Here is a 14,648-nt window from a genome sequence, read left to right on the forward strand (position 1 = left end):
GGCTGTTCGCGACGCGACAGCCACTCCTTTCCCGCGAGATCCGGCTCAGGTCGCCGAGCAGGCGGTCCCGAGCTGCTTCACGGCGGTGTTCAGCGAGGCCTTGCTCGGCGCCTTCTTGGGTGCCTTCGCCCACGTGTCGGCGAGGTCCGACATCGCGGTCGCGACCTGCTTCACGGCGTCGTTGACCGTGGTGCTGGTGGTGAAGGCGTTCGCGTAGAGCGAGGCGGCGCCGGCGGAATACTGGGCGCTGACCGCGGAGTGGCCGGCCGGCGGCCCGATCTTCTCCGCGGCGGCGACCTTCTTCAGGGCGGCCTGGATGTCCTTGTCGATGGCGGCGCAGGCGGATTTGGTGGCGGCGTCCATGGCCGGGGTGCCCGTCGCGGTGGCGCTCGGTGCGGCGGCCGACGAGGTGGCCGCCGCGCTGGCGCCGCCGGACGCCGCGGGCGTGTCGCCGTCGTCGCAGCCGGACATGACGAGCACCGCCAGCGTGGCCGGAATGAGCAGTGCGAGCCGAGTTGAGCGCATGGTTTCTCCCCCGTTGTCACGTGCTTTCGCCGCCGCAAGCTACCAGACCTCGGAACGCACCGTGATCGTCCAGTCCACTTCGGACATCGACCATTGGGGGTCGCCCCGCACGGACGGGCCCCGCCCGACGCGCCGTCGTCGGCGGCGTCGAGCGGGGCCCCTTCGTGCCCGTCAGCTGGTCTCGCCGGCCACGCTGAACGAGCGGAGGCGGTCGATCGCGAGGACCGTGAAGCCCACCGCGATCAGCGCGCTCATCACCGCCGCGACCGGCACCGACACGTTGGTGGCGAGCAGTTCGGTCGGTGCGATCCGGTCGGCGAGCGCGATCACGTACTGCTGGATGGAGAGTACCTTCGTGCCGCTGACGAAGTTGCCGAGCAGCCCCTCCCAGATCAGCACGTAGACGAGGCCGAGCAGCACCGGCCGCCGGGTGAGCAGGCTGAGCGCGACGAAGAACGCGGAGTAGGCCAGCGCCCCGATCGACGCGGCGACGGCGAGCGCCAGGCCGAGGCGTACCGAGTCGGCGAGCACGCCCGCCACGTAGAGCGGCACGGCGACGGTGACCGCCGTGACGCCGGCGGCCACCGCCAGCTTCGGCAGGATGATCTGCCAGCGCGGCAGCGGCTTGGTGAGGATGTGCACCACCGTGCCGTCGTCGATCTCCGCGCCGAGCACGCCGGTGCCGACGATCAGCGCGACCACCGGCAGCACCACGGCCAGGCCGAGCCCGACCAGCACCGCCGGCCCCCACTCGCCGGGGTCGACGCCGAGCGAGCGGGAGAGGATCGCCAGCGCCAGCAGCAACGCGGGCAGCGGGAGCAGCAGGAGGAAGCGGCGCCGGCCGAACAGGCCGCGCGCGGTGATCCAGGAAACGGTCGACATGGGTCAGCTCCCCACCAGGTAGGAGAAGACGCTCTCCAGCGATTCGTCCTCGGGCGTCAGTGTCCGGACCCGGAGGCCGCGGGCAAGCGCGATCTTCGGCAGCGCGCGGGTGAAGGCGCCGTAGTCGCCGGCCCGCACGGTCAGCCCGTCCCGGCCGAGTTCCACCCCGGTGACCGACTCCTCGGCGATCAGCGCGACCGCGAGGGCCCGGTCGTCCGTGGAGCGCACCCGGAAGACGTGCGGCCGGTTGGTCATCAGCCGGCGGATGGTCCGGTAGTCGCCGGAGGCGGCCAGCCGGCCGGCGACCATCACCTGCACGGTGCCGGAGACCTGCTCGACCTCTTCGAGAATGTGCGAGCTGAACAGGATGGTCCGGCCGGCGTCGCCGAGCCGGTGCAGCAGGGCCATCATGTGCAGCCGCTGCCGCGGGTCCATCCCGTTGAACGGCTCGTCGAGCAGTAGCACCTGCGGGTCGTGCACCAGGGCGGCGGCCACCCGGGTGCGCTGCCGCATGCCCTTGGAGTAGGTGCCGATCTTCCGGTCCTGCGCCCCCTCCATCTCGACCAGCGCGACGGCCCGGCGCGCCGCCGCCTCCGGGTCGGGCAGCCGGTGCAGCTTGGCGCTGGCCAGCACGAACTCGTACGCGCTGAGGAAGGTGTGCACCGCCTCCCGTTCGCTGACCAGGCCGAGCCGCCGGTAAACCTCCGGGTTGCGCCAGGTCGGCGCGCCGTCGAGGGTGACCTCGCCCCGGGACGGGGAGAGGAAGCCGGCCATCATGTGCAGCAGGGTGGTCTTGCCGGCGCCGTTCGGGCCGAGCAGGCCGGTCACGCCGGGCCCGAGCCGCATGGTGACGTCGTTGACCGCCACCACGTTGCCGTACCAGCGGGAGACGCCGGCGAGGTCGAGGGTGGAGGCGGGGGTGGCCGGGGCCGCCGGCTCCGCGCTGATCGTGGTCATCGGGCGGCCACCTTCCGGTATCGCAGCAGCAGCAGGGTGACGCAGCCGGCCACCAGCAGCACGGCGGCGGCCACGTAGACCGGCCCGAAGCCGCCGATCTGATAGTCGGCCTGCCCACCGGGTACAAGCAGGTCGCCGAGGGTGTACTCGCCGACAGCATGGATCAGGGCGGTGGGCGAGCCGAGCATCGCCAGCTCGTTGACCGTGCGGGACGGCATGATCGACAGGATGCCGACGATCGGGGCGGTCATCAGGAACACCGCCACGACGCCGCCCGCCGCGAAGGCCCGCTTGCCGGTGAGCGAGGCGATGAGCAGCCCGACCGAGGCGAAGACCACCGCCCAGAGCGCCGCGTAGAGCAGGCCGGGCAGCAGGTCGAGCAGCTCGTCCCAGACCCCGCCGAGCCCGTCCTTGGTGGTGAACGCGGCGCCCAGGAACATCACGAGCTGCGGCGCCCCGAGCAGCAGCCAGAGCGCGGTGACCAGCGACCCGAGCTTGGCCAGCGCGTAGTCGCCGCGCGGCAGCGGGCGGGAGAAGTAGAGCGGCAGCACGCCGCTGTGCAGGTCGCGGGAGACCAGCTCCGGCCCGACCACCGCGACGAAGAAGATGACCAGCCAGCTCATCGCGTCGGCGAACTGGGCGTACGTCATGACGACCTGACCGGTCTGGGTGCGTACCGCGGTCAGCCCGGCGGCGACGATCAGCACGATGCCCATCACCAGCCAGGGAAAGATCTTCGCCTTGGCGGAGCGGCCCAGCCCGAAAGCGGTACGCAGGCCGTGCAGGTAGAGCGCGCCGAAGACGTGCCGGCGGCCGAGCCGCGGACCGGTGTAGCGCTGATAGCCGATGTCGTGGATGACGCCGGTCGGCTCAGACATGGCTGGGCTCCCTCGTGGCGAAGAGTTCGGCCACCCGGTGCCGCCGCTGGTCCAGCCGGTGCAGCGACAGGTCCAGCTCGGCGACCGCGCCGATGATCAGGTCGTAGGTGGCGTCGTCGGCGAGCGGGACGAGCAGCAGCCGCCCCTCCCGGGACACCGGCAGGTCGAGCGCGGTGAGCCGGGCGGCGAGTTCGTCCGTACCCTCGCTCACCTCGACGGCGAGCACGTCGATGGCCGAGGTCATCGCGGCGATCCGGTCGGCGCGCAGCAGCCGGCCGCCGTCGATGGCGACCAGGGTGTCGCAGATCCGCTCCACCTCGCCGAGCAGGTGCGAGCAGACCACCACCGAGATGCCGAACTCGGTGCCGATCCGGTGGATCAGGGCGAGCATGGCTTCCCGGCCGGCGGGGTCCAGCCCGTTGGTCGGCTCGTCGAGCAGCAGCAGGTCGGGGTCGTGCACCAGGGCCTGGGCGAGCTTCACCCGCTGCTTCATGCCGGTGGAGTAGCCACCGACGGCCCGGTGCCGCTCCTCGTGCAGGCCGACGTGGCGCAGCGCCTCGGAGGCCCGCTCCCGGGCCACCGTGCGGGGCAGCCCGCTGATCCGGCCGAGGTGGGTGACCAGTTCGGCGGCGGAGAGGTCGGGCGGGAGGGCGTCGTGCTCGGGCATGTAGCCGACCCGGGCGCGGACGGCCGCGGGGTCGGTGGTGGGGTCGAGGCCGAGCACGGAGACCCGACCGCTGGTCGGGGCGAGAAGGCCCAGCAGGATCTTGATCAGGGTGGACTTGCCGGCGCCGTTCGCGCCCACCAGTCCGATGATCCCCGGTTCGACCGACACCGTGAGGTCGGCCAACGCGGTGACCCGGCCTCCGTACGTCTTGGTCAGCGACTCGGTCGCGAGCAGTGTCACGAGGCCAGCCTAGGAAGTCCCGGCCGCCTCGGGTATCGGGAAACGCTCGGGGTTGCCCCTGATTCCGCCCGGACGGGTCCGCGGGGTTTCGCCCGGACTTCGGGTTCGGCTGGCCGACCAGCCGGTTCGCACTGCCCGTCCGGCTGGCCGAGGGCTGGCCGAGGCCCCCGGAACGGCCGGTTTGCCGGCCGGTGACCGGGAGGTGGAGTGGCGCTCTCGACCGATCGCCGGTGGGCTGCGAAACTGTGTGCCGGCCGGTGAGTTGGGGGTTCGATGAGCAACGGGTGGCTGCTGCCCGAGGACGTTCTGCGGGACGCGCCGGCGTACGCGCCAAGGCCCGCTGAGCTGGCCGATCTGGGGTTGCTGCTGACCGGGGCATACGCCCCGTTGACCGGCTTCATGACCCGGGCCGACCTGGCCTCGCTGAGCCGGCGCGGGCGGCTCGCCGACGGCACGCCGTGGCCGGTGCCGGTGACGCTCCAGGTGCCGGCCGCGCTGGCCGACGGGCTGGTGCTGGACGACCCGCTGCGCCGGGCGCTGGTGCTCACCGACGGCGAGGGCGCCCCGGTGGCCGCCATGGACGTGATCGACGCCTGGCCGGTCCGCGAGGGCACGGTCGGCGTGGGCGGCGCGGTACGCCGGCTGGGCGACGGCGGCCACGGGCCGTTCCAGCGGCTGCGGCGCAGCCCGGACGAGATCCGCGGGCTGCTGCCCCCGGGGCGGGTGCTCGGCGTCTTCGCCGACCGTCCGCTGCACCGGCCGCAGCTCGCGCAGATCGCGCACGCCGCCCGGACGCTCGGCGCGCACCTGCTGGTGCTGATCCCGGTGGGCGAGGAGGCGACCGGCGGGCTGCCGGCCGAGGCGCTGGTGCGCAGCGTGTTCGCGGCCCGGGACCGGATGCCCCCGGCCACCCTGGTGGCGGTGCCGCTGGCGAAGCGACGCGACGAGATCAGCGACGCGCTGCTGCGGGCCCGGGTCGCCGCCGCCTACGGGGTGACCCACCTGCTCTCCACCGAGGGCATGCTCTCCGGGGCCGGCCTGCGGGTGCTGGTGCCCCGCGAGCTGGCCTACGACAACCGCGACGGGCAGTGGCGCTGGCGGGAGGACATCCCGCCGCGCAACCGGCGGCTGGCGCTCAGCCAGGAGGAGATCGACGACCTGCTGGACCGGGGCTTCCCGCTGCCCGAGTGGCACACCCCGCCGGCGGTGGCCAAGGAGCTGGCCCGGGCCCGCCCGCCGCGCCGGCACCGGGGCCTGGTGGTCTTCCTGACCGGCCTCTCCGGCTCCGGCAAGTCGACCATCGCCCGTGGCCTGGCCGACCTGCTGCGCGAGGGCGGCGACCGGACCATCACCCTGCTCGACGGCGACGTGGTGCGCCGGGAACTCTCGGCCGGGCTGGGCTTCGGCAAGGCCGACCGGGATCTCAATGTGCGCCGGATCGGCTGGGTGGCCGCCGAGATCGCCCGGCACCGGGGGGTGGGCATCTGCTGCCCGATCGCCCCGTACGCGGCCGCCCGGGCCACCGCCCGGGAGATGGCGCAGGCCGCCGGGGCCGGCTTCCTGCTGGTCCACGTGGCCACCCCGCTGGAGGTCTGCGAGCAGCGCGACCGTAAGGGCCTGTACGCCCGCGCCCGGGCCGGCCTGATCACCGGGATGACCGGGATCGACGACCCGTACGAGGAGCCGACCGACGCCGACCTGGTGGTCGACACCACGGACATGACCGTCGAGGAGGCGGTCCAGCGGGTGATGGAGCACCTCACCGAGACCGGCTGGGTGGAGCCCCGCCTTCAGTCCGCCTGATCCACGCAGCACCGACCGCCGCCGCCCCGCCCCGGGACGGCGGCGGTCTCGCGTCCGCTTCCGTTGTCCCCCGTTGCGCGGTAGTGTTCGTCTTTGTTGGAACGCGTTCGACCACGTGGACACGGGTCGGGAGTCGGGAGGTGACGGCGGGGTGCTGGCGCGGCAGCGGCAGGCGGTCATCCTGGAACGGGTCCGCGCCGCCGGAGGCGTCCGGGTCACCGAGCTGGCCGCCGAGTTCGGCGTCTCGGACATGACCGTCCGGCGCGACCTGGAGACGCTGCACGAGCAGGGCCTGCTCGCCAAGGTGCACGGCGGGGCGACCCTGGCCGGCCCCGGCTCGACCGACGAGCCCGGGTTCCGCGCCAAGTCGGTCCGCCAGTCCGTCGAGAAGGCCGCCATCGCCGGCCGGGCCGCGGGCCTGGTCCGCCCCGGTGCCGCGATCGCGCTCTCCGCCGGCACCACCACCGCCGAGCTGGCCCGCCGGCTGACCGACATGCCGGGCCTGACCGTGGTGACGAACTCCCTGCCGGTGGCCGAGATCCTGCACCTCGGCGGCCGGCCGGACCAGACCGTGGTGCTCACCGGAGGGGTGCGCACCCCCTCGGACGCGCTGGTCGGCCCGCTGGCCGTGGCCGCGATCGGCGCGCTCCACCTGGACCTGCTCTTCCTCGGCGTGCACGGCATCAGCGAGCGGGCCGGGTTCACCACCCCCAACCTCATGGAGGCGGACACGGACCGGGCCCTGGTGGCGGCCGCCGACCGGCTGGTGGTGCTCGCCGACCACACCAAGTGGGGCACGGTCGGCATCTCCTCGATCGTCCCGCTGGAAGCGGCGGACGTGCTGGTCACCGACGACCGGTTGGCGCCCGAGGCGCGCCGGGCACTTGAGGACAGGGTGGGCGAGCTGGTGATCGTGCCGGGCACGGAGGGGGCGGAGTGAAGCGTACGCAGATCGAGCTGGCCGACGGCCGCGAGTTGATCTACTTCGACGAGCGGGACGACGCGGTTCGCGACCAGCCGGACCGGCGGGAGCTGCCCCCGCCGCCGCACGCCTCGCAGCTGCGGTACGACCCGTTGACCGACGAGTGGGTCGCGGTCGCGGTGCACCGGCAGACCCGCACCTTCCTCCCCCCGGCCGACCAGTGCCCGCTCTGCCCCTCCCGGGGCGACCGGCTCAGCGAGATCCCCGCCCCCGACTACGACGTGGTCGTCTTCGAGAACCGGTTCCCGTCGCTGAGCCAGCGGGTCGCCGAGGAGCCGGCGGAGATCACCCCGTTCACCCCGGTACGCCCCGGGCGCGGCAAGTGCGAGGTGGTCTGCTTCACCGACGACCACAACGCCTCGTTCGCCAGCCTCTCCCCCGGCCGGGTGCGGACGGTGCTCGACGCGCTCGCCGCCCGGACCACCGCACTGAGCGAACTGCCCGGGGTGGAGCAGGTCTTCCCGTTCGAGAACCGGGGCGTGGAGATCGGGGTGACCCTGCACCACCCGCACGGCCAGATCTACGCGTACCCGTTCGTCACGCCGCGGACCCGGAGCATGCTGGCCGCCGCCCGCCGGCACGCCGAGCGCACCGGCGGCAACCTCTACGCCGACGTGCTCGCCGCGGAACGCGCCGCCGGCGACCGGGTGGTGGCGAGCAACGAGCACTGGACGGCGTACGTGCCGGCCGCGGCCCGCTGGCCGTTCGAGGTGCACGTGGCGCCCCACCGCCCGGTGCCGGACATCCCGGCCCTGGACGACGCCGAGCGGGACGCCTTCGGGCCGCTCTACCTCGACGTGCTGCGTCGCTTCGACGGGCTGTTCGACATGCCGATGCCCTACATCGCGGCCTGGCACCAGGCCCCGGTGCACGTCGACCGGGAGCTGGGGCACCTGCACCTGCAGCTGTTCAGCATCCGGCGGGCCAAGGACAAGCTGAAGTATCTGGCCGGCTCCGAGTCGGGGATGGGCGTGTTCATCAACGACATCGCCCCCGAGCGGGCCGCCGAACTGCTCCGCGCCGCCTGATCTCCCGCCCCACAACAGGGCGCGGGGGGCCCGGGACAGGGCCCCCCGCGAGGGAAGGGACGGCTGGCTGTGCGCGACAGCCGGGAAGGCTGACTGATCGGCGCTCAGGCCGCGAGGCGATCGCGGTCAACCTTCCTTGGACGGGACTGGCATCACGTCCACCCTGCTCAACGAGGCGCGCCCGCCCCGGGTGACGCCGGGTCGCGGACACGACGGAGCCCGCCGGCAGGGCCGGCGGGCTCCGGTGCGAACGGTGACGGTCAGGCCGACAGCTTGCGGGCCAGGTTCTCGTCGAGCGCGTTCATGAACTCGTCGGTGGTCAGCCACGGGGCGTCCCGCGAGATGAGCAGCGCGAGGTCCTTGGTCATCTGGCCACCCTCGACGGTCTCCACGATGACCTGCTCCAGGGTGTTGGCGAACTCGGTGACCGCCGGGGTGTTGTCCAGCTTGCCCCGGTGGGCCAGGCCCCGGGTCCAGGCGTAGATCGAGGCGATCGGGTTGGTCGAGGTCTTCTCGCCCTTCTGCCACTGCCGGTAGTGCCGGGTGACGGTGCCGTGCGCGGCCTCCGCCTCGACGGTGCGGCCGTCCGGGGAGAGCAGCACGGAGGTCATCAGGCCCAGCGAGCCGAAGCCCTGCGCGACGGTGTCGGACTGGACGTCACCGTCGTAGTTCTTGCAGGCCCAGACGTAGCCGCCCTCCCACTTGAGCGCGGCGGCGACCATGTCGTCGATCAGCCGGTGCTCGTAGGTGATGCCGGCGGCCTCGAACTCCGACTTGAACTCGTTCTCGAACACCTCGGCGAAGATGTCCTTGAACCGGCCGTCGTACGCCTTGAGGATGGTGTTCTTGGTGGACAGGTAGACCGGGTAGCCGCGGTCCAGGCCGTAGCGGAACGAGGCGCGGGCGAAGTCCCGGATCGACTCGTCGAAGTTGTACATGCCCATGGCGATGCCGCCGCCCGGGAAGTTGGCGACCTCCATCTCCATCGGCGCGCCGCCGTCGGCCGGGGTGTAGGTGATGGTCACCTTGCCCGGGCCGGGGACGACGAAGTCGGTGGCCTTGTACTGGTCGCCGTGCGCGTGCCGGCCGATGATGATCGGCTTGGTCCAGCCGGGAACGAGCCGCGGCACGTTCGACATGATGATCGGCTCGCGGAAGACCACGCCGCCGAGGATGTTGCGGATGGTGCCGTTCGGCGACCGCCACATCTTCTTCAGGCCGAACTCCTCCACCCGGGCCTCGTCCGGGGTGATGGTGGCGCACTTGACGCCGACGCCGTGCTCCTTGATGGCGTTGGCGGCGTCGACGGTGACCTGGTCGTCGGTCTCGTCGCGGTGCTGGATCGACAGGTCGTAGTAGTGCAGGTCGACGTCGAGGTAGGGCAGGATCAGCTGCTCCCGGATCTGCTTCCAGATGATCCGGGTCATCTCGTCGCCGTCGATTTCCACGACCGGGTTGTTTACCTTGATCTTCGCCATCGGCCGGCGCTCCTCTCGGGGGACACGTGCTCAAGCAGTACGAGCGTACTGGAAACTGACCGGGGCTCCCCAGCCGGCCTCACCCCGCGGGAAACGGGGTCGCCCGGGACGGGCCGCGGTGGCATCCTTCCCGGATGCCGCTGACTCACACGGTCGGGTCTATCACGGTCACCGCCCTGCTCGACGGGGCGGGTCCCTTCTTCCAACCGCGCGTCGAGGCGTTCCCGGACGCCACCCGCGAGCAGTGGCGCGAGGCCGACCGGCGGGACCCGGAGACGGTCAACCCGGACGGCCGCTGGTGGCTGCGGTTCCGCGCGTTCGCGCTGCGTACCGGGGACGGGCCGGTCACCCTGGTCGACGCCGGGATCGGCCCGGCCGACGCGCTCGCCGCGAGCTGGGCGCCGGTGCCCGGCCGGCTGCCGGCCGAGCTGGCCGCCGCCGGCATCGACCCGGCGGAGGTACGCACCGTGGTGCTCACCCACCTGCACACCGACCACATCGGCTGGGCGGGGCCGCTCTTCCCGAACGCGGACCACCTGGTGCAGCGCGCCGAGCTGGCCGCGCTGGAGCTGTTCCACCCCGAGCTGCCGGCCCGGCTCCTGGGGCCGTTGCGCGCCGCCGGCCGGCTCCGGGTGGTCGACGGCGACACCACCCTCACCCCCGGGGTACGCGTACTGAGCACACCCGGCCACACCCCCGGCCACCAGTCCGTGCTGGTCGACGACGGCGACGACCGCCTCCTGGTGACGGGCGACCTCCTGGTCCACACCCTCCAACTGCTCGATCCCACCCTCGCCTACGCCCACGAGGAAAACCCGACCCAGGCCCGCACCACCCGCCAATCCCTCCTGCGCACCCTCGCCCCCGTCACCCTGGCCACCCCCCACCTAGGCCACCCCTTCACCCCCCACCCCCTCCCCGACCAGGCCTCCCCCGACCCGTTTTGATCATGAAGTTGGCGGCGATGTCGATCTCCGAAAGTGCCGCAAACTTCATGATCACCGGGGCGGGCGCGGGGGCGGCCAGGTGCGGGGGCCGGGCGGGATGCGCGAAGGGCGGGCCGGCGGTAGCCGGCCCGCCCTTCGGCGGTGGTGCTCAGGTCACATGTTGGCGACGTCGGCCTGCTTGGCGCGGACGGCCTCGGCGGCCTCCTTCAGGGCGGCCAGCTCGTCGGCGTCCAGGTCGGTCTCGACGACCCGCTTGACGCCCTCGGCGCCGATCTCGGCCTCGACGCCCAGGTAGACGCCGGAGATGCCGTACTGCCCGTCGACCCAGGCGCAGACCGGCATGACCTCGCCGGAGTCCTCGGCGACGGCCTTGGCCATCCGGGCGGCGGCGGCGGACGGGGCGTAGTACGCCGAGCCGGTCTTCAGCAGCGCGACGACCTCGGCGCCACCGTTGCGGGTCTTGACGACCAGCTCCTCGATCTGCTCGGCCGGCATGGCCTCGCGCAGCGGCTTGCCGTTGACGGTGCTCTTCGACGGGACCGGGACCATGGTGTCGCCGTGCGAGCCCAGGGTCAGGGTCTTCACCGACTTCACCGGTACGTTCAGCGCCTCGGCCACGAAGTTGGTGAACCGCGCGGTGTCGAGCATGCCGGCCTGGCCGAGCACCCGGTTCTTCGGGAACTGGGTGGCGAGCTGGGCCAGCGCGGTCATCTCGTCGAGCGGGTTGGACACGACGATGACGACGGCGTTCGGGGCGTACTTGGCGACGTTCTCGGCGACCTGACGGACGATCTTGGCGTTGGTCTCCAGCAGGTCCATCCGGCTCATGCCCGGCTTGCGGGGCAGGCCGGCGGTGATGACGACGACGTCCGAGCCCTCGATGCCCTCGTAGCCCTCGCCGTTCGGGCCGGTGGTGACGCCGACGACCTTGGTCTCGAAGCCCTCGACGGCGCGCGACTGGTTGAGGTCCAGCGCGAGACCCGCCGGCTTGCCCTCCACGATGTCGGTGATCACGACGGTGTCGAAGACGTCGTACTCGGCCAGGCGCTGTGCGGTGGTGGAGCCGTAGAAGCCGGCCCCGACGACAGTGACCTTCTTACCCATGGTCGTCCCACTCCCTGCTACCAGTCGGTTTTCCGGACCGTATCAGCCATCCTGGCACCGATCGGGCCAGGGGCGGACGGTTATGACGTGCCTGGGGCACTCAGTCCTGGCGCTCGGCCCGCTCGACGACGTTGGTCAGCAGCATGGCCCGGGTCATCGGGCCGACGCCGCCCGGCATCGGCACCAGCTTGCCGGCCACGCCGGCCACCTCCGGGTCGACGTCGCCGGTGTAGCGGCCCTTGCCGTCAGCCCCGATCACCCGGGTGATGCCGACGTCCACCACCGTCGCGCCGGGGGTGACCATGTCGGCGGTGAGCAGCCCGGGCACGCCGGCCGCGACGATCACGATGTCGGCCTCGCGGGTGTGCGCGGCGAGGTCCAGGGTGCCGGTGTGGCAGAGGGTCACGGTGGCGTTTTCGCTGCGCCGGGTGAGCAGCAGGCCGAGCGGACGGCCGACCGTGTTGCCCCGGCCGACCAGCGCGACCTTCGCGCCGCGCAGCGGCACGTCGTGCCGGCGGAGCAGCTCGACGATGCCGCGCGGGGTGCAGGGCAGCGGGGCGTCGTAGCCGAGCACCAGCCGGCCCAGGTTCACCGGGTGCAGGCCGTCGGCGTCCTTGTCCGGGTCGATCAGCTCGAGCGCCCGCTGGGTGTCCAGGTGGGCCGGGAGCGGCAGCTGGACGATGTAGCCGTGGCAGCCGGGGTCGGCGTTCAGCTCGGTCAGCACCGCGTCGAGCTGCTCCTGGGTGGCGTCGGCCGGCAGCTCCCGGCGGATCGAGGCGATGCCCACCTCGGCGCAGTCGCGGTGCTTGCCGTTCACGTACGCCTGGGAGCCGGGGTCCTCGCCGACCAGGACCGTGCCCAGTCCCGGCGTGATGCCCCGCTCCGCCAGCGCCTTGACCCGCGTCCGCAGCTCGTCCTTGATCTCCGCCGCGGTCGCCTTGCCGTCCAGGATGGTCGCCGTCACGACTGGATCGTCTCACGCCCCGCGCCCGGCCGGTCGGTGACGGGGAAGGGTGACGAACCGTGACGTGGGGTTAGTCACCGAGAGTCACCGATTGTGCTCCGCGCCACAGCCGGAAACGGACGGCGGATGCCGGACGGGACGACCCGGAAGCCGCCAACGCATCCGCCCGAGCGCACCGCGACCGCGCCATACAGCACGACCGGGCGGTTGCGAAGGCCCTGTTAACACGCCTGCGGGGCACTCAGGTAGCAGACTCGGGCGGCGACGACAAGACCACCCGGCACGTTCCGTTATTGGTTCGCAACGCTCTCGTTGTCGACCGGGTCGATCGCGACCTACCGTTACCGATCGTTGCGCAGCGTCACCCAACGCCGGGCCTGACTGCGCAGCGTGAGGAGACGAGGAGAGTTCATGCGTGTTCGTAGACTCGCCGCCTGGACCGCCCTCCCGCTCGCGGTGACCCTGGGCCTGGCGGCCTGCGGCAGTGGCGGGAACGGCGGATCAAGCGGTAGCGGCCAGGATGCGGCGGTCAGCATCCAGATTGCCGAGCCGCAGCACCTGGTTCCGACCAACACCACCGAAACGTCCGGCTCGCAGGTGCTCGCCGGCCTGTTCAGCCCGCTCGTCGACTACGACGCGCAGAACAAGCCGTATGAGGTCGCGGCCCAGTCGGTGACGCCGTCCGACAACAACAAGGTCTGGACGATCAAGCTCAAGGACGGGTTCACCTTCCACAACGGTGAGAAGGTCACGTCCGACGACTACATCAACGCCTGGAACTACGGCGCGTACGCGCCCAACGGCCAGGGCGCCAGCTACTTCTTCGAGAAGATCGCGGGCTACCAGGACCTGCAGGGTGACAAGCCGAAGGCCAAGACGATGTCCGGCCTGAAGAAGCTGGACGACCTGACCTTCCAGGTGACGCTCTCCGAGCCGTACATCGACTTCGAGTCCATGCTCGGCTACACCGCGTTCTACCCGCTGCCGAAGGCCGCGTTCTCCGCGCCGGGCGTGCTCAACGACTCGTACGAGCAGGCGCCGATCGGTCAGGGCCCGTTCAAGATGAAGGGCACCTGGCAGCACGACAGCAAGCTCGATGTCGAGCGCTACGACGCGTACCCGGGCGAGAAGCCCAAGGTGAAGGACGTCGAGTTCCGGGTCTACCAGCAGCTCACCGCGGCGTACTCGGACCTGCAGTCGGACAACCTCGACGTGCTGCCGACGATCCCGACCGAGAACCTGAGCACCGCGTCGAGCGACCTGGGCGACAACTACCAGACCAGCCCGATGTCGTCGTTCCAGTTCCTGGCCTTCCCCACCTTCGAGAAGGACTACAGCAACCCGGACGTGCGCAAGGCGATCTCGATGGCGATCGACCGTGACGAGATCACCAAGTCGATCTTCAAGGGTTCGCAGCAGTCGGCCCGCTCGTTCGTCTCGCCGGTCCTGCCGGGCTACCGGGACAACACCACGGGTGCCGCGGGTCAGTTCAACCCGGCCGAGGCCAAGAAGCTCTACCAGGCCGCCGGCGGCCCGTCGAAGATCACCATCTCGTACAACGGGGACGGCGGTCACAAGGACTGGGTCGACGCGACCTGCAACCAGCTCAAGGCCAACCTGGGCGTCGACTGTGTCGGCTCGGCCGAGCCGAAGTTCGCCGACCTGCTGACCAAGGTCGAGAAGAAGCAGCCGGTGGGTCTGTTCCGGATGGGCTGGGTCATGGACTACCCGTCCATGGAGGACTACCTCGGCCCGCTGTACAGCACCAACGGGTCGTCGAACTACTACGGCTACAGCAACCCGGAGTTCGACCGCCTGGTCAAGGAGGGCTCGGCCGCGCCCACCCAGGAAGAGGCGATCAAGAAGTACCAGCAGGCCGAGGACATCCTGGCCAAGGACATGCCGGTGATCCCGCTCCGCTTCGGCGAGAACGTGTACGGGCACTCCAGCAAGGTCACGAACGTCCAGATGGACCTGTTCCAGCGGGTCAACCTCGTCAAGATCGAGGCGGCCAGCTGAGTTGACCGTGGCACGGGCCACCCGGGGCGACCCGGGTGGCCCGGAGCACGCGGCGGCCCAGGCCGCCGGCACCCGCCGGGCCCGTCTCGGCGCCGGCCCGACCGGGCCGGAGGGCACCGGTCGTCAACTTCCGGTACGCCAGAGATGTCATCCCGCGCCCCTTTCGGGCTTTTC

Annotated in this window: 13 protein-coding genes; 5 read left to right on the forward strand and 8 right to left on the reverse strand. The window is 71.8% G+C overall.

Annotated elements, in window-relative coordinates:
* Positions 1–45: 45 nt before the first annotated feature.
* The 5 genes from AC0OLQ_RS31615 to AC0OLQ_RS31635 all read right to left on the reverse strand — a co-directional run bounded on the left by AC0OLQ_RS31615 (position 46) and on the right by AC0OLQ_RS31635 (position 4,149).
* Positions 46–525 carry a hypothetical protein gene (locus AC0OLQ_RS31615; protein WP_484529221.1) on the reverse strand — a complete coding sequence of 160 codons (480 nt, stop codon included), beginning with the start codon at positions 523–525 and terminating at the stop codon, positions 46–48.
* A 171-nt stretch (positions 526–696) separates the two neighbouring features.
* The gene (locus AC0OLQ_RS31620; RefSeq protein ID WP_357342866.1) at positions 697–1,407 is read right to left on the reverse strand and encodes an ABC transporter permease; all 711 of its coding nucleotides are present in this window, start codon (positions 1,405–1,407) and stop codon (positions 697–699) included.
* A gap of 3 nt (positions 1,408–1,410) precedes the next feature.
* Positions 1,411–2,364 (reverse strand): ABC transporter ATP-binding protein, encoded by a 954-nt coding sequence (locus tag AC0OLQ_RS31625; RefSeq protein WP_484529222.1) that lies wholly within the window; start codon positions 2,362–2,364, stop codon positions 1,411–1,413.
* Entirely contained in the window at positions 2,361–3,242 is an 882-nt protein-coding gene (locus tag AC0OLQ_RS31630; protein WP_357342862.1) for an ABC transporter permease, read from the reverse strand. Before AC0OLQ_RS31630 ends, AC0OLQ_RS31625 begins: the two co-directional genes overlap by 4 nt.
* On the reverse strand, positions 3,235–4,149 hold the full coding sequence (locus AC0OLQ_RS31635; protein ID WP_484529223.1) for an ABC transporter ATP-binding protein: 915 nt from the start codon (positions 4,147–4,149) through the stop codon (positions 3,235–3,237). Before AC0OLQ_RS31635 ends, AC0OLQ_RS31630 begins: the two co-directional genes overlap by 8 nt.
* Positions 4,150–4,422: 273 nt before the next feature.
* Between AC0OLQ_RS31635 and cysC the strand changes: the two genes are divergently transcribed.
* The 3 genes from cysC to galT all read left to right on the forward strand — a co-directional run bounded on the left by cysC (position 4,423) and on the right by galT (position 7,962).
* On the forward strand, positions 4,423–5,952 hold the full coding sequence (gene cysC, locus AC0OLQ_RS31640; RefSeq protein ID WP_484529224.1) for an adenylyl-sulfate kinase: 1,530 nt from the start codon (positions 4,423–4,425) through the stop codon (positions 5,950–5,952).
* Between the two features lie 151 nt (positions 5,953–6,103).
* Positions 6,104–6,892 carry a DeoR/GlpR family DNA-binding transcription regulator gene (locus tag AC0OLQ_RS31645; protein WP_484529225.1) on the forward strand — a complete coding sequence of 263 codons (789 nt, stop codon included), beginning with the start codon at positions 6,104–6,106 and terminating at the stop codon, positions 6,890–6,892.
* A complete protein-coding gene (galT, locus tag AC0OLQ_RS31650; RefSeq protein WP_484529226.1) occupies positions 6,889–7,962 on the forward strand; it encodes a galactose-1-phosphate uridylyltransferase in 1,074 nt (357 codons plus the stop codon). The genes AC0OLQ_RS31645 and galT overlap by 4 nt, the downstream gene beginning before the upstream one ends.
* Positions 7,963–8,222: 260 nt before the next feature.
* Here the strand turns inward: galT and AC0OLQ_RS31655 are convergent, their stop codons facing one another.
* Positions 8,223–9,440, reverse strand: a complete 1,218-nt coding sequence (locus tag AC0OLQ_RS31655; protein WP_484529227.1) for an NADP-dependent isocitrate dehydrogenase — start codon at positions 9,438–9,440, stop codon at positions 8,223–8,225.
* A gap of 134 nt (positions 9,441–9,574) precedes the next feature.
* On the opposite strand from AC0OLQ_RS31655, the gene AC0OLQ_RS31660 reads away from it, so the two are divergent.
* Complete coding sequence (locus AC0OLQ_RS31660) at positions 9,575–10,387, forward strand: MBL fold metallo-hydrolase (RefSeq protein WP_484529228.1); 813 nt, start codon at positions 9,575–9,577, stop codon at positions 10,385–10,387.
* Positions 10,388–10,540: 153 nt separating this feature from the next.
* Here the strand turns inward: AC0OLQ_RS31660 and mdh are convergent, their stop codons facing one another.
* Together mdh and AC0OLQ_RS31670 are read right to left on the reverse strand one after the other, a co-directional pair.
* Positions 10,541–11,491, reverse strand: a complete 951-nt coding sequence (mdh, locus tag AC0OLQ_RS31665; RefSeq protein ID WP_357342849.1) for a malate dehydrogenase — start codon at positions 11,489–11,491, stop codon at positions 10,541–10,543.
* Between the two features lie 100 nt (positions 11,492–11,591).
* Positions 11,592–12,455, reverse strand: a complete 864-nt coding sequence (locus tag AC0OLQ_RS31670; RefSeq protein WP_357081352.1) for a bifunctional methylenetetrahydrofolate dehydrogenase/methenyltetrahydrofolate cyclohydrolase — start codon at positions 12,453–12,455, stop codon at positions 11,592–11,594.
* Positions 12,456–12,866: 411 nt separating this feature from the next.
* Between AC0OLQ_RS31670 and AC0OLQ_RS31675 the strand changes: the two genes are divergently transcribed.
* Positions 12,867–14,474 (forward strand): peptide ABC transporter substrate-binding protein, encoded by a 1,608-nt coding sequence (locus AC0OLQ_RS31675; RefSeq protein ID WP_484529229.1) that lies wholly within the window; start codon positions 12,867–12,869, stop codon positions 14,472–14,474.
* Positions 14,475–14,648 lie beyond the last annotated feature (174 nt).

It is taken from the genome of Micromonospora sp. Utrum1 (assembly GCF_057197805.1).

Bases quoted from the DNA above. Each gene is read 5' to 3' on its own strand.
- AC0OLQ_RS31625 (WP_484529222.1), bottom strand. From the start codon at position 2,364: ATGACCACGATCAGCGCGGAGCCGGCGGCCCCGGCCACCCCCGCCTCC.
- AC0OLQ_RS31675 (WP_484529229.1), top strand. From the start codon at position 12,867: ATGCGTGTTCGTAGACTCGCCGCCTGGACCGCCCTCCCGCTCGCGGTG.
- AC0OLQ_RS31655 (WP_484529227.1), bottom strand. From the start codon at position 9,440: ATGGCGAAGATCAAGGTAAACAACCCGGTCGTGGAAATCGACGGCGAC.
- AC0OLQ_RS31630 (WP_357342862.1), bottom strand. From the start codon at position 3,242: ATGTCTGAGCCGACCGGCGTCATCCACGACATCGGCTATCAGCGCTAC.
- AC0OLQ_RS31660 (WP_484529228.1), top strand. From the start codon at position 9,575: ATGCCGCTGACTCACACGGTCGGGTCTATCACGGTCACCGCCCTGCTC.
- AC0OLQ_RS31615 (WP_484529221.1), bottom strand. From the start codon at position 525: ATGCGCTCAACTCGGCTCGCACTGCTCATTCCGGCCACGCTGGCGGTG.
- cysC (WP_484529224.1), top strand. From the start codon at position 4,423: ATGAGCAACGGGTGGCTGCTGCCCGAGGACGTTCTGCGGGACGCGCCG.
- mdh (WP_357342849.1), bottom strand. From the start codon at position 11,491: ATGGGTAAGAAGGTCACTGTCGTCGGGGCCGGCTTCTACGGCTCCACC.
- AC0OLQ_RS31620 (WP_357342866.1), bottom strand. From the start codon at position 1,407: ATGTCGACCGTTTCCTGGATCACCGCGCGCGGCCTGTTCGGCCGGCGC.